This is a genomic window from Streptomyces lacrimifluminis, from assembly GCF_014646095.1.
GTDB lineage: Bacteria > Actinomycetota > Actinomycetes > Streptomycetales > Streptomycetaceae > Streptomyces > Streptomyces lacrimifluminis.
Genome location: NZ_BMMU01000016.1, coordinates 185351 through 198903, shown reverse-complemented (window position 1 = coordinate 198903; position 13553 = coordinate 185351). Strand labels below are relative to the sequence as shown.

Here is a 13553-nt window from a genome sequence, read left to right as displayed (position 1 = left end):
AGGACGACTCCCCGCAGATGAAGATGATCGCGGCGCTGCGCAACCAGTTCGGCGGCCACGCGGTCGAGTCGAAGTAGTCCACAGGGCCGCCCAGCGGTCCACAAGTCCGGGGGAGGTCGGCGAACGACCATGCACGTCACGCATCTGTCGCTGGCCGACTTCCGCTCGTACGCCGGGGTCGAGGTCCCGCTCGAACCGGGCGTCACCGCGTTCGTCGGCCCCAACGGTCAGGGCAAGACCAACCTCGTGGAGGCGGTCGGCTATCTCGCCACGCTGGGCAGTCACCGGGTCTCCTCGGACGCGCCCCTGGTTCGTATGGGCGCCGACCGGGCGATCATCCGGGCGCAGGTCAAGCAGGGCGAGCGGCAGCAGCTGGTCGAGCTGGAGCTGAACCCCGGCCGCGCGAACCGTGCCCGCATCAACCGGTCGTCGCAGGTCAGACCCCGTGACGTCCTGGGGATCGTACGGACGGTGCTGTTCGCGCCGGAGGACCTGGCCCTGGTGAAGGGCGACCCGGGTGAGCGGCGGCGGTTCCTCGACGAGCTGATCACCCTGCGCTCCCCGCGCATGGCGGGCGTGCGTTCCGACTACGACCGGGTCCTCAAGCAGCGCAACACGCTCCTGAAGTCGGCGGCGCTGGCCCGGCGGCACGGCGGTCGCACGATGGACCTGTCGACGCTCGACGTGTGGGACCAGCATCTCGCGCGCGTGGGGGCCGAGTTGCTGGCCCAGCGGCTCGACCTGATCGCCGCGATCCAGCCGCTGGCCGACAAGGCGTACGAGCAGCTGGCGCCCGGCGGCGGCCCGCTCGCCCTGGAGTACAAGCCGTCGGCGCCGGGTGAGGCACACGCGCGTGAGGAGCTGTACGAGCAGCTGATGGGGGCCCTGGCCGAGGTACGCAAGCAGGAGATCGAGCGGGGTGTCACCCTCGTGGGACCGCATCGGGACGACCTGCATCTCAAACTCGGCTCGCTGCCGGCCAAGGGGTACGCGTCCCACGGGGAGTCGTGGTCGTACGCGCTGGCGCTGCGGCTGGCCTCGTACGACCTGCTCCGGGCCGAGGGCAACGAGCCGGTGCTCGTCCTCGACGACGTGTTCGCGGAGCTGGACACCCGGCGCCGGGAGCGGCTGGCCGAGCTGGTGGCGCCCGGTGAGCAGGTGCTGGTGACGGCCGCGGTCGACGACGACGTACCGCATGTGCTGGCGGGGGCGCGGTACTCGGTGTCGGACGGGGTGGTGGAGCGCGTATGACGGCCGACCGGCCCGCGTCCGGGCAGATCCCGGAGGAGTCCCCCAAGCCGACCCCTGAACCCTCCGGGGTGGATCTCGCGCGGGTGGCACTCAGGGCGGCGAAAGAGGCGGCACGCGCGCGTGGGGACGCGGCCCAGCAGAAGAAGCAGGCGCGGCGCGGGGGTGGTCTGCGTTCCGGTTCGGGTCGTGACGGCCGGGACCCCATGGCGCTCGGTGCGGCGATCAACCGGTTGGTGACGGAGCGCGGGTGGGAGGCGCCGGCGGCGGTGGGCGGGGTGATGGGCCGTTGGCCGCAGATCGTTGGCGAGGACCTGGCCAATCACTGCGAGCCGGAGTCGTACGACGAGGACGAGCGGGTGCTGACCGTGCGCTGCGACTCGACGGCGTGGGCGACGAACGTGCGGCTGCTCGCGCCGCAGCTGGTCGCACGGTTGAACGAGGACCTGGGGCAGGGCCGGGTCCGGCTGATCAAGGTGCTCGGCCCTCAGGGTCCGGCCCGCCGTTTCGGCCCGTTGCGGGCGCCCGGGAGCAAAGGTCCCGGGGACACCTACGGGTGAGCCCCATCACTCACTCAGGGTGAGCTGTGTCACATGAAATGCCTGGCGGGGGCCCGCCGACGGCCGTGCGCGCATGTGCGAATCCCGACCTGACTCCCCGGTAGCCAAGGGTTGACACCCGGAAGCGCTGAGTGCCTCTCCAAGCCTCTTGGAGCCCCGCTCCGTATATGGGGACTCGGGAGAGACCGGTTGAGGGCGGCACATGCGGACTCAGGTACCGGCAAACCCCCATCACTGTCGGCGCTACCGGTAGACTGGGAGCTAATCCCGCCCCATTGGAGGGGACCACCGGGAAATGGTGTGCACCGCTGACTAAGGCTTACCAACGCAACATGCCGCAGCCGCTCCGGCCACCCTCCAGAGGGGGCCCAGGAGTTCGGCTTGTGCTGTGCCAGAAAGGGCGCTTCGTGGCCGATTCCGGCAACCCCAACGAGAACATCCCGTCCACCGACGCCGGCGCGAACGTCGAGGCGACCTCCATGAACGACGAGGTCACCGCCTCGTACGACGCCAGCGCCATCACCGTCCTCGAGGGTCTGGACGCGGTCCGCAAGCGACCCGGCATGTACATCGGTTCGACCGGTGAGCGTGGTCTGCACCACCTGGTGCAGGAGGTCGTCGACAACTCCGTCGACGAGGCGCTGGCCGGTCACGCCGACACCATCGATGTGACGATCCTCGCCGACGGTGGCGTGCGCGTCATCGACAACGGCCGAGGCATCCCGGTGGGCATCGTCCCGTCGGAGGGCAAACCGGCCCTTGAGGTCGTGCTGACCGTGCTGCACGCGGGCGGCAAGTTCGGCGGCGGCGGCTACGCGGTCTCCGGCGGTCTGCACGGCGTCGGTGTCTCCGTCGTGAACGCCCTGTCCAGCAGGGTCGCCGTCGAGGTCAAGACCGACGGCCACCGCTGGACGCAGGACTACAAGCTGGGCGTCCCGACGGCTCCGCTCGCGCAGCACGAGGCCACGAGCGAGACCGGCACGTCGGTCACCTTCTGGGCCGACGCCGACATCTTCGAGACCACCGAGTACTCCTTCGAGACGCTCTCGCGGCGCTTCCAGGAGATGGCGTTCCTCAACAAGGGTTTGACGATCAAACTCACCGACGAGCGCGAGGTGGCGAAGGCGACGGCCGGTGCCGACGAGGCGGGTGCCGACGAGAAGGACGAGGTCAGGACCGTCTCGTACCACTACGAGGGCGGCATCGTCGACTACGTGACGTACCTCAACTCCCGTAAGGGAGACGCGGTGCACCCGACCGTCATCGACCTGGAGGCGGAGGACAGGGAGAAGAGCCTGTCCCTCGAGGTCGCGATGCAGTGGAACAGCGGTTACACCGAGGGTGTGTACTCCTTCGCCAACATCATCCACACGCACGAGGGCGGTACGCACGAGGAGGGCTTCCGGGCCGCGCTGACCTCGCTGATCAACAAGTACGCGCGCGACAAGAAGCTGCTCCGCGAGAAGGACGACAACCTCACGGGTGACGACATCCGCGAGGGTCTGACCGCGATCATCTCGGTCAAGCTCAGCGAGCCCCAGTTCGAGGGCCAGACCAAGACCAAGCTGGGCAACACGGAGGCGAAGACCTTCGTACAGAAGGCGGTCTACGAGCACCTCAACGACTGGCTGGACCGCAATCCGGTCGAGGCCACGGACATCATCCGCAAGGGCATCCAGGCGGCCACCGCGCGCGTGGCGGCCCGCAAGGCCCGTGACCTCACCCGCCGCAAGGGTCTGCTGGAGACGGCGTCGCTGCCGGGCAAGCTGTCCGACTGCCAGTCGAACGACCCCATCAAGTGCGAGATCTTCATCGTCGAGGGTGACTCCGCCGGCGGTTCGGCCAAGTCCGGCCGCAACCCGCAGTACCAGGCGATCCTCCCGATCCGCGGCAAGATCCTCAACGTCGAGAAGGCGCGGATCGACAAGATCCTGCAGAACCAGGAGATCCAGGCGCTGATCTCCGCGTTCGGTACCGGGGTGCACGAGGACTTCGACATCGCGAAGCTGCGCTATCACAAGATCATCCTGATGGCGGACGCCGACGTCGACGGCCAGCACATCAACACCCTGTTGCTGACCTTCCTGTTCCGCTTCATGCGCCCGCTGGTCGAGGCCGGACACGTGTTCCTCTCCCGTCCTCCGCTGTACAAGATCAAGTGGGGCCGGGACGACTTCGAGTACGCGTACTCGGACCGCGAGCGCGACGCGCTCATCGAGCACGGCCGGCAGAACGGCAAGCGCACCCGGGACGACTCGGTCCAGCGCTTCAAGGGCCTCGGTGAGATGAACGCCGAGGAGCTGCGCATCACGACGATGGACCAGGAGCACCGGGTCCTCGGCCAGGTCACGCTCGACGACGCCGCGCAGGCCGACGACCTGTTCTCGGTCCTGATGGGCGAGGACGTCGAGGCGCGCCGCGCGTTCATCCAGCGCAACGCCAAGGACGTCCGCTTCCTCGACATCTGAGTCGGTCTCAGCTGACCGCACCAGAAAGGATCTTCACCAGCAATGACCGACGAGACACCTCTTTCCCCCACAGGTCCGAACGCGCCCGAAGAGGGCCAGATCACTCTGCGTGTCGAGCCCGTCGGGCTCGAGACCGAGATGCAGCGCTCGTACCTCGACTACGCGATGTCCGTCATCGTGTCGCGCGCGCTGCCCGACGTACGGGACGGTCTCAAGCCCGTTCACCGCCGCGTCCTGTACGCCATGTACGACGGCGGCTACCGGCCCGAGAAGGGCTTCTACAAGTGCGCCCGCGTCGTCGGCGACGTCATGGGCACCTACCACCCGCACGGCGACTCCTCGATCTACGACGCGCTGGTCCGCCTCGCGCAGCCGTGGTCGATGCGGATGCCGCTGGTGGACTCCAACGGCAACTTCGGTTCCCCGGGCAACGACCCGGCCGCCGCCATGCGGTACACCGAGTGCAAGCTGAAGCCGCTGTCCATGGAGATGGTCCGTGACATCGACGAGGACACGGTCGACTTCACGGACAACTACGACGGCCGCAACCAGGAGCCGACGGTTCTGCCGGCGCGCTTCCCGAACCTGCTGATCAACGGCTCGGCGGGCATCGCGGTCGGTATGGCGACCAACATCCCGCCGCACAACCTCCGCGAGGTCGCGTCCGGCGCTCAGTGGTACCTGGAGAACCCCGAGGCCTCCCACGAGGAGCTGCTCGACGCCCTGATCGAGCGCATCAAGGGCCCCGACTTCCCCAGCGGTGCCCTGGTGGTGGGCCGCAAGGGCATCGAGGAGGCGTACCGCACCGGCCGTGGCTCCATCACGATGCGCGCGGTCGTCGACGTCGAGGAGATCCAGAACCGCCAGTGCCTGGTGGTCACCGAACTCCCCTACCAGGTCAACCCGGACAACCTTGCGCAGAAGATCGCCGACCTGGTGAAGGACGGCAAGATCGGCGGCATCGCGGACGTCCGCGACGAGACGTCGTCCCGTACGGGCCAGCGTCTGGTCATCGTCCTGAAGCGGGACGCGGTCGCCAAGGTCGTGCTGAACAACCTCTACAAGCACACCGACCTGCAGACCAACTTCGGCGCGAACATGCTGGCGCTGGTGGACGGCGTACCGAGGACCCTGTCCCTGGACGCGTTCATCCGGCACTGGGTGACGCACCAGATCGAGGTCATCGTCCGGCGTACGCGGTTCAGGCTGCGCAAGGCCGAGGAGCGCGCGCACATCCTGCGTGGCCTGCTGAAGGCCCTGGACGCCATCGACGAGGTCATCGCGCTGATCCGGCGCAGTGACACCGTAGAGATCGCGCGCGAGGGCCTGATGGGCCTCCTGGAGATCGACGAGATCCAGGCCAACGCGATCCTGGAGATGCAGCTGCGCCGCCTGGCCGCCCTGGAGCGCCAGAAGATCGTCGCCGAGCACGACGAGCTGCAGGCGAAGATCCGTGAGTACAACGCGATCCTCGCCTCGCCCGTGCGTCAGCGGGGCATCATCAGCGAGGAACTCGCCGCGATCGTCGAGAAGTTCGGCGACGACCGCCGCTCCAAGCTGGTCCCGTTCGACGGCGACATGTCCATCGAGGACCTGATCGCCGAAGAGGACATCGTCGTCACCATCTCGCGCGGTGGCTACGTCAAGCGCACCAAGACCGAGGACTACCGCTCGCAGAAGCGCGGCGGCAAGGGCGTACGCGGCACGAAGCTCAAGGAAGACGACATCGTCGACCACTTCTTCGTGTCGACCACGCACCACTGGCTGCTGTTCTTCACCAACAAGGGCCGGGTCTACCGCGCGAAGGCGTACGAGCTGCCGGACGCCGGGCGTGACGCGCGTGGACAGCACGTCGCCAACCTGCTGGCCTTCCAGCCGGACGAGGCGATCGCGGAGATCCTCGCGATCCGCGACTACGAGGCGGCGCCCTATCTGGTGCTGGCCACCAAGGGCGGTCTGGTGAAGAAGACGCCTCTGAAGGATTACGATTCTCCGCGTTCCGGCGGTGTCATCGCGATCAACCTCCGTGAGACGGAGGACGGTTCCGACGACGAACTGATCGGAGCCGAACTCGTTTCGGCAGAGGATGATCTGCTTCTGATCAGCAGGAAGGCACAGTCGATCAGGTTCACGGCGACGGACGACGCACTGCGTCCGATGGGCCGGGCCACCTCGGGTGTCAAGGGCATGAGTTTCCGTGAGGGAGACCAGCTGCTCTCGATGAATGTTGTTCGACCCGGTACGTTCGTGTTCACTGCTACCGACGGCGGGTATGCGAAGCGGACCAACGTCGACGAGTACCGCGTCCAGGGTCGTGGCGGCCTCGGTATCAAGGCTGCCAAGATCGTCGAGGACCGCGGTTCTCTCGTCGGTGCGCTGGTGGTCGAGGAGACCGACGAGATCCTCGCCATCACGCTCTCGGGCGGTGTGATTCGTACGCGGGTCAATGAGGTCAGGGAGACGGGCCGTGACACCATGGGCGTCCAACTGATCAACCTGGGCAAGCGCGATGCCGTGGTAGGCATCGCACGAAACGCCGAGGCGGGAAGCGAGGCCGAGGCGGTCGACGGCGAGGACGCCGTTGACGAGTCGGCCGAGGGTACCGCGACCATCGGCACGGACGAGGGCGATCAGTCCTCGTCGGAGTAGCGCGAGGAGTGAGTCATCGTGAGCGGAGCCACGGGCGCCGGTTCGTCCGGCAGTTCGTCCGGTCCCTCGACCGGTACGGGCAAAGACGGCGGCGGTCGTGGCTCCGCCGCGCGGGCGACCGATGCGCAGCAGGGTGCGAGGGACGCGCACAGTGCGACAGATCCGCACACGACCAACCTGCAGGCGATCAAGCCGCGTACGACCGGCAAGCGCTCGCCCGACACACATGGATCCCAGGGATCCCAGGGGGGAACCGTGACGGACGCCAGAGGTCCGCAGACCCAGCAGTACGGGGCAGGCGCGGGCGCGGCAGCACAAGGTGCCCCGGGTGCCCTGCCGGTGGCGGAGTCCGCCGCGCAGCGCGCCGCGGCGCCGCAGCAGCAGTCGCCGTTGCCCGGCGAGCGGCAGCCGCAGCAGCCCGCGGGGCCCTACCACCCGCCGCAGGCCTACCCGTCGGCGGCTCCGGCCGGCCCTGCGGGCCCGGTTCAGGCACCGGTTCAGGCTCAGGCGGGGGCCGTACGGCGCCCGCGGACGGGGGCGAGCACCCTGCCCCGGACACGCAAGGCACGTCTGCGCGTGTCCAAGGCCGACCCGTGGTCGGTGATGAAGGTCAGCTTCCTGCTGTCGATCGCGCTGGGCATCTGCACGATCGTGGCGGCGGTGGTCCTGTGGATGGTCATGGACGCGATGGGCGTCTTCTCGACGGTCGGCGGCACGATCTCGGAGGCCACGGGGTCGAACGAGTCGAACGGCTTCGACCTCCAGTCCTTCCTGTCGCTCCCGCACGTCCTGATGTTCACGTCGGTCATCGCGGTCATCGACGTCGTCCTCGCGACGGCGCTGGCGACGCTCGGCGCGTTCATCTACAACCTCTCCGCGGGCTTCGTCGGCGGCGTCGAGCTGACGCTCGCCGAGGACGAGTGAACTGACGAGTGAGCCGGTGAAGTGCGGGTGAAGTGCAGGTGAGACGCGGGTGAGGGACGCTCTCGAACGTCGCCCGGCTGCCGTCTGACTATCGATTTTGGGACTGGCCGCGTCGTGCGCTAATCTTCAGAGGTCAGCGCGCGGGACATACACCGCAGAGCGCGGCGGGGCTATAGCTCAGTTGGTTAGAGCGCATCCCTGATAAGGATGAGGCCACAGGTTCAAATCCTGTTAGCCCCACAGTGAAAAGAACCCCAACCAGTGATGGTTGGGGTTCTTTCGTCTGTCCTGGTGCTTCTCCGTGTGGCTTTGTACGCAAGTTCGCCGCTACATGGGAGGGGGATCACACGAGGGTCACGCGGGGGGAGTCACGCGAGCGGGGTCAGGATTGCGGCTGTGCCGCCGTCTCTGCGCCGTCGGCGGTCTCCTGGCCGGCTTCCGTGTCCGCGTCCGTGTCCGCGGGTGAGCGGTGGCGGCAGCTCGGGGAGGAGCCGTGGGCCTCGGCTCGGATGCGCTGCTTCATCGTGGGGGGCAGGGACCGGGCGTAGGACCAGGCCCAGGCGGCTGTGGGGGGTGCCACCGCGGGGGCGGTGCAGTTGCGCGACGGGTGGCTCTCGGCTACCGCCGCGCTGGCGGTCGTCGTGATCAGGCCGAGCGTCGTGCACAGCGCCAGGAAGGCGGTGACGACGACGGTCCACAGCTTCGCGACCTTGTTCTGGGCCATGGCCCCTCACTTTCGGGTTGGGCGATTTGCGTACTTTCCTCATGATGTGTACGGAGGCTGCGAAGTGGTGGACCGACGCCCGTGGCGCGTCGATCTTCCGATGAACACCACTCGGATGGGTGCAATGAGGGCGAAAACTGGAGAAGAAGTAAGGAAATCGGGCCTAACGGGACGAAAAGTCACGGTACGTGGAGATGTGATCACCCTCCGATCGGAGCGGTGTCATCCGCTTCTACTGCTGTGTGCCGGGCGGGAGTTGAGGGCCCGCGCAGATAACCGATCGGTCTCGGCCGGAGGGTATAGTCGGGCGCCAGAGGTCCCCTACGTCAAGGAAAGACGAGGTCGCGCGGTGAAGAAGCTTCTCCTGGTCGCACTGGCCGCCATCGGCGGGCTCCTCGTGTACCGCCAGATCCAGGCGGATCGCGCCGAGCAGGATCTGTGGACGGAGGCGACCGACTCCGTGCCCACGGGTTCGTGAGTATCGACAGCAGTCTGTGAACAGACCCCGGCCGCCGACGCGGTCGGGGTTTTGTGTTGTCCGGGGTCGCGTCGGGGGACGGTGGGGGATTCGCCGTCGTGAACGAAGCGATTGCTGAGGCAAATCGAGTGCCTATGGGTGGCGCGTTTCGGGCGCTCGTGCGAATTGTGGGCGTGCCGGGACGGCCGGCGGGGCAGGATGGGCGACGGTCCGGGCAGAGATGGTGCCCGGCTGTGGCCGCAACGCTGGACGGTACGGGCACGGCGGGGCATGCATGACGAGGGGTGGCGCGTGATGGGGCGGCGCACGGTACGGGGCGCGGTCGTGGCGGCGCTGCTGTGCGCTGTGGCGGGGACGGGGGCCGGTTCCAGGGCGGTCGCCGCGCCGGATGCGTACACGTACGACTTCGCCGAGGGCGCCCAGACCGTCGAAGGGGCCGAGAGCACCACGGACGCCGTGGGGCTGGAGCCCGGCGGGACCTACCGCAGCACCCTCCCGGTCAACGGACGGCTCTACTTCCGCCTCGCGCTCGACGCCACCTCGAACGCGTACGTCTCCGCCACCGCAGTCCCGCGGCAGGGCACGGCGGTGTCCTCCTCCGACGGCGTCAAGGTGGCCGTGCAGGACGCCGACGCCCGTTCCTGCTCCTACGACAGCACACGCTTCGGGGCCTCCCGCAGCCCGCATCCGGTCGCCGCCTGGGCGTCGCGCGCGACCGGCGGCGAGACGACGGCGTGTCAGGGAGCAGGTACGTACTACGTCGTCGTGGACCGCATCGACTCGGCGGGCTCGGCCTCGGACGACTGGGACCTGGAGCTGACGTACGTGTCGGAGCCGGGCCTCGTGGACAAGGTGGCGACGACCGCGCCCGAGTCCCCCGAGTCCTGGGACTCCGCCTCCCCCGACCCGCTCACCGGCGACGCCGTCCGCCGCGAGGGCGGCGCGGGCTTCGCCACGGCCACCCCGGTGGGGCAGGGAGTCTGGCAGGACGACATCACGCCCGGCCGGACACGGTTCTACCGGGTGCCGGTCGACTGGGGGCAGCAGCTCCACGCGGTAGCCGAACTGGGCAGTTCCAGCGGCGGTTCGACCGGCGGCGGAGGGTACGTCAGCAGCGGGCTCGTCATGTCCCTCTACAACCCCGCGCGCGGGCACGTCGACGACGAGGGCCTCGTCTATGACGGCAGTCAGACCTCGGGTGCCCTCGATCCGCTGCCACCCGTCGCCTACGCCAACCGCTACGGCGTCGGCGACCCGATGGGCGGGATGCGGTTCGCCGGCTCGTACTACCTCGTCGTCCATCTCGCCGAGCAGGTGGCGGAACGATTCGGCGCGGGGCCGTACGGGCTGACGCTCCGGGTGCAGGTGGGCGGTACGGCGCAGGACGCTCCCGGGTATCTGGGGGAGTCCGTGCCCCGGGACACGTTCGCGGTCACGGAACAGGACCGGGAGGCGGCCGGCGGGTGGATGTCCGGCGGGGTGGCGGACGGCACGGGAGCCGAGCCGGCGGACGCGAGCGGCGCGGGCGACGACGCCGCGATGCGGGTGGTCGCGGTGAGCGGCATCGGGGCGGGGAGTCTGTTGGGGCTGGGGCTGGGGCTGTGGACGGTGGTCGCCCGGCGGCGGGCCGGTCGCGCCTAGCGCCTGTCCTCGGGCCTGATCCGCTCGACAGGCCCTGGCTCAGATACGGAACAGGGCCCAGAAACCCACGGCGTAGCAGGCCAGGGCGAGGAACAGGACCGGTATCGCCACCTTCGCGGGCGGACCGGGGCGACGCTGGCGGCGTCGGCCGCGGTGCTGCGGAACTGCCTGCGGGGAGAGCGCGACCTGCGGGGACCGAGCGGCGTACGAAGAGGATGAGCCGTACGTGTCCTGCCGCAGCGTCGGAGTGGGGGTCGCGGTCACGGTCGGGGTCTGGGTGGCGGTCCGGGGCGCGGGCGGCTGGAGGGAGGCCGCGTGCGCGGGCTCGAAGGGCTGGGTCCCGAAGGACGGCACTTCGAAGGGCGGGAGTACGTGGGCCGCTCCCGGCGCCGGCAGCGGGACAGCCGTGGGGGGAGTGGAGGGCTGCGCCGGCCGTTGGTGGGACTGCCCGTGCTGCGGCGGTCCGGAAGGGACGGTGACGTGGGGAGGAGGCAGATGGAAGCTGCCCGTGTCCGACATGGCGGACGGCTGGGGCGGCACCACTGCCGGGGGATGAGGGGGGCGCGGTGGCGGGGCGTCCGGCTGGGCAGGGGCGCTGTTGCGCTGAGCGGGGTGAGCCGGGTACGTCGGCGGAGCCGGTGACGCCTGCGGTCCCTGTTCGGAAGCGCCGGTGCCGTCCGGCCGCGAGGGCCCACCCGGTACGGAGTCGGCTCCGGGCCAGATCGGGGCGGCACCGGAAGACGGCCAGGGCTGCTCGGCGCCGAAACCGGTGTTCGAGGGCGTGGGGTCCTTGACCGGCCTTGCGGGTACGGGACCCGTGCCTGGTCCGGAGGGCGGGGAGACGGTTCCCGGTGCCGGCACGGGATCCGGCATCGGGCCGGGCAACGGACCCGGCATCGGCCTGGGTCCCGGTCCCGTGCGTGTGCCGCCGGTCGCCGGGCCGGTCGGCGTGCCGCCCGACTTCGGTCCGCGGTACGGGTCGTAGCGGCGGGCTGCTCCTGGGCCGGTATCCATGCCGGTGTGGGTGCCGTCCGGCTCGACGCGTCCGGTGCCGGTGTCCGTCCTGCCCGTTGCCGTGCCGGCACGCGCGCCGCTCGTGGTCACTCCGGGGGACGGTTTGAGGGGGCCGGTCGCGGCGAAGCCCTTCGGGAGCGGGCCGAGTTGGTCGAAGATCTCGATCAGCTCGTCGTCGGGGCCGGGCTCGGGCAGGAGTTCGGCGGCCTGGGCGAGGGCCTTGCGCGCGCCCGTGGCGGTGCGGAACCGCGCCTGCGGGTCCGGCTGCAGCAGCGTGGCCACGACCTGCCAGAGCGGCTCGGGTATGCCCTTGGGGGCACCGGGCGTGCCGTGCGCCGCGAAGTACTCGATGAGGGCCTTGGAGTCCGGCTTGGCGCCCTCCAGGAGGTAGAGCGCGACCAGGCCCACGGCGAACAGGTCGGAAGGGAAGTCCGGGTCGGCGCCCAGCATCTGCTCGGGGGCGAAGTAACCGGGCGTCCCCACCACGTAGTCGGTCTCCGTCAGCCGCGGCTCACCCAGCCGCATCGCTATCCCGAAGTCGGACAGCCGCAGCCGGGGGCGGCCCGTACCGGTCGCTTCGAGCAGCACGTTGGCGGGCTTGATGTCCCGGTGGACGACCCCTTCCGCGTGCACGGCGGCGAGGCCCGAGAGGAGCTGGTCGATGAGGGTGCAGACGAACGCGGGCGGCAGGGGGCCGTAGTCCGCGATCAGGTGGACGAGCGAGCCTCCGGCGACCAGATCCATGGTGAACAGGACCTTGTCGTCGTCGGCGGCCCAGCTGGCCGGGGCGAGGACATGCGGGTGGTCGATCCGCAGCGCCTGTTCACGGACGAAGCGCAGCAGCGAGTGGGCGTCGCTCTGCTGCAGGACCTTGGCGGCCACGTACCGGCGGCGGCGGTGGTCCCAGGCGCGCCAGACCGCGCCGACTCCCCCGCGCCCGATCGGGTCGGCCAGCTCGTACCGGCCGGCGAAGACCTCACCCATGGCTCTGCGTCGATCCCCCTTCGGATCACCGCTCCGTCGGTTCCGGACCGGCGGGTGGTACGGCTCCTCCTACCCCACTCCGGAGCCCGCTGTCACCCTGCTCACCCAGAACCGGTTTCCCTACCCGCCTGTCGCCGTCCTCCGGTTCGTCTCGTGGCCGTGTTCCTTCGCTTGTCCGAACCTGCTCCCGTGCGCCTGCCCCACTACCCCTGAGCCGGAGCCCGGCCGCCGAACCCCCGGTCGGCGGCCGGGCCGACGGCTCAGTTCTGGTGGGACTGGTAATGCGTCACGGCGTCAGATGTGCGGCCCGCGCCGTACACCCGGAGGAACTCTGCCAGTTCCGGGTGGGTCGGGGCGAGAGTGTCCGCCGCGTCGATGATGTCGCCGGCGGCCGACACCGAGCGCAGCAGCGACTGGATCTCGCGGACCACCCGCTTGACCGTGGGCGCCCCCGAACTCGTCGTCGACTGCGTGGTGTTGCTGAGCACCGATCCCCCCTGGGACTTCTTGATCTCGTCCATCCGCTCGGTCGCCTCGGCCGCGCTGACGCTGCCGTCCGCGACCTGACCGGCCAGATCCTGCAGCAACTGCACGCGCTGCACCACTGCCGGATTGCCGATCTTGGCCCGCTGGCCGCTCATGAGCTGTGACAGCATCGGCGCGGACAACCCCAGTACCCCCGCGAGACGAGCCTGGTTGAGTCCAAGATCGTCGATGAGCTTACGGAAGAGCGCCCCCAGCGGCTCCCCGTACCAGTTCCGCTGAAGCTCCCGCGCTCTTGCGGTGGCTTCCTGCTGTGCGGCATCCATTGCGTCTCCCCATCGCTTCCCCAAATACCGCGGTTCGCTGTAGCGAACCACGTC

Annotated in this window: 10 protein-coding genes and 1 tRNA gene; 8 read left to right on the top strand and 3 right to left on the bottom strand. The window is 69.4% G+C overall.

Features of this window, described 5'->3' with window-relative positions; genetic code table 11:
* Window positions 1–129 precede the first annotated feature (129 nt).
* From recF to IEY89_RS23825, 6 genes are all read left to right on the top strand, one after another.
* A complete protein-coding gene (gene recF / locus IEY89_RS23850; protein WP_189149503.1) occupies window positions 130–1251 on the top strand; it encodes a DNA replication/repair protein RecF in 1122 nt (373 codons plus the stop codon).
* Entirely contained in the window at window positions 1248–1808 is a 561-nt protein-coding gene (locus IEY89_RS23845) for a DciA family protein (protein ID WP_189149502.1), read from the top strand. Before recF ends, IEY89_RS23845 begins: the two co-directional genes overlap by 4 nt.
* Window positions 1809–2191: 383 nt before the next feature.
* Window positions 2192–4276 carry a DNA topoisomerase (ATP-hydrolyzing) subunit B gene (gyrB, locus tag IEY89_RS23840; RefSeq protein WP_189149501.1) on the top strand — a complete coding sequence of 695 codons (2085 nt, stop codon included), beginning with the start codon at window positions 2192–2194 and terminating at the stop codon, window positions 4274–4276.
* 42 nt (window positions 4277–4318) lie between these two features.
* Entirely contained in the window at window positions 4319–6925 is a 2607-nt protein-coding gene (gene gyrA / locus IEY89_RS23835; RefSeq protein WP_189149500.1) for a DNA gyrase subunit A, read from the top strand.
* 18 nt (window positions 6926–6943) lie between these two features.
* The gene (locus IEY89_RS23830; RefSeq protein WP_189149499.1) at window positions 6944–7849 is read left to right on the top strand and encodes a DUF3566 domain-containing protein; all 906 of its coding nucleotides are present in this window, start codon (window positions 6944–6946) and stop codon (window positions 7847–7849) included.
* A 166-nt stretch (window positions 7850–8015) separates the two neighbouring features.
* Window positions 8016–8089 (top strand) — tRNA-Ile (locus IEY89_RS23825).
* A gap of 142 nt (window positions 8090–8231) precedes the next feature.
* On the opposite strand, the gene IEY89_RS23820 is transcribed toward IEY89_RS23825, so the two are convergent.
* Window positions 8232–8573, bottom strand: a complete 342-nt coding sequence (locus tag IEY89_RS23820; protein WP_189149498.1) for a DUF6344 domain-containing protein — start codon at window positions 8571–8573, stop codon at window positions 8232–8234.
* 349 nt (window positions 8574–8922) lie between these two features.
* Here IEY89_RS23820 and IEY89_RS40880 point away from each other — a divergent pair, with 349 nt between their 5' ends.
* Both IEY89_RS40880 and IEY89_RS23810 read left to right on the top strand, forming a co-directional pair.
* Window positions 8923–9051: a DLW-39 family protein gene (locus tag IEY89_RS40880; RefSeq protein ID WP_003999697.1), complete on the top strand. Its 129-nt coding sequence runs from the start codon at window positions 8923–8925 to the stop codon at window positions 9049–9051.
* A gap of 294 nt (window positions 9052–9345) precedes the next feature.
* Window positions 9346–10692: a hypothetical protein gene (locus tag IEY89_RS23810; protein WP_229695388.1), complete on the top strand. Its 1347-nt coding sequence runs from the start codon at window positions 9346–9348 to the stop codon at window positions 10690–10692.
* A 39-nt stretch (window positions 10693–10731) separates the two neighbouring features.
* Here IEY89_RS23810 and IEY89_RS23805 read toward each other — a convergent pair whose 3' ends face one another.
* On the bottom strand, window positions 10732–12690 hold the full coding sequence (locus tag IEY89_RS23805) for a serine/threonine-protein kinase (protein ID WP_189149497.1): 1959 nt from the start codon (window positions 12688–12690) through the stop codon (window positions 10732–10734).
* Between the two features lie 260 nt (window positions 12691–12950).
* The gene (locus IEY89_RS23800; protein ID WP_189149496.1) at window positions 12951–13499 is read right to left on the bottom strand and encodes a helix-turn-helix domain-containing protein; all 549 of its coding nucleotides are present in this window, start codon (window positions 13497–13499) and stop codon (window positions 12951–12953) included.
* Window positions 13500–13553 lie beyond the last annotated feature (54 nt).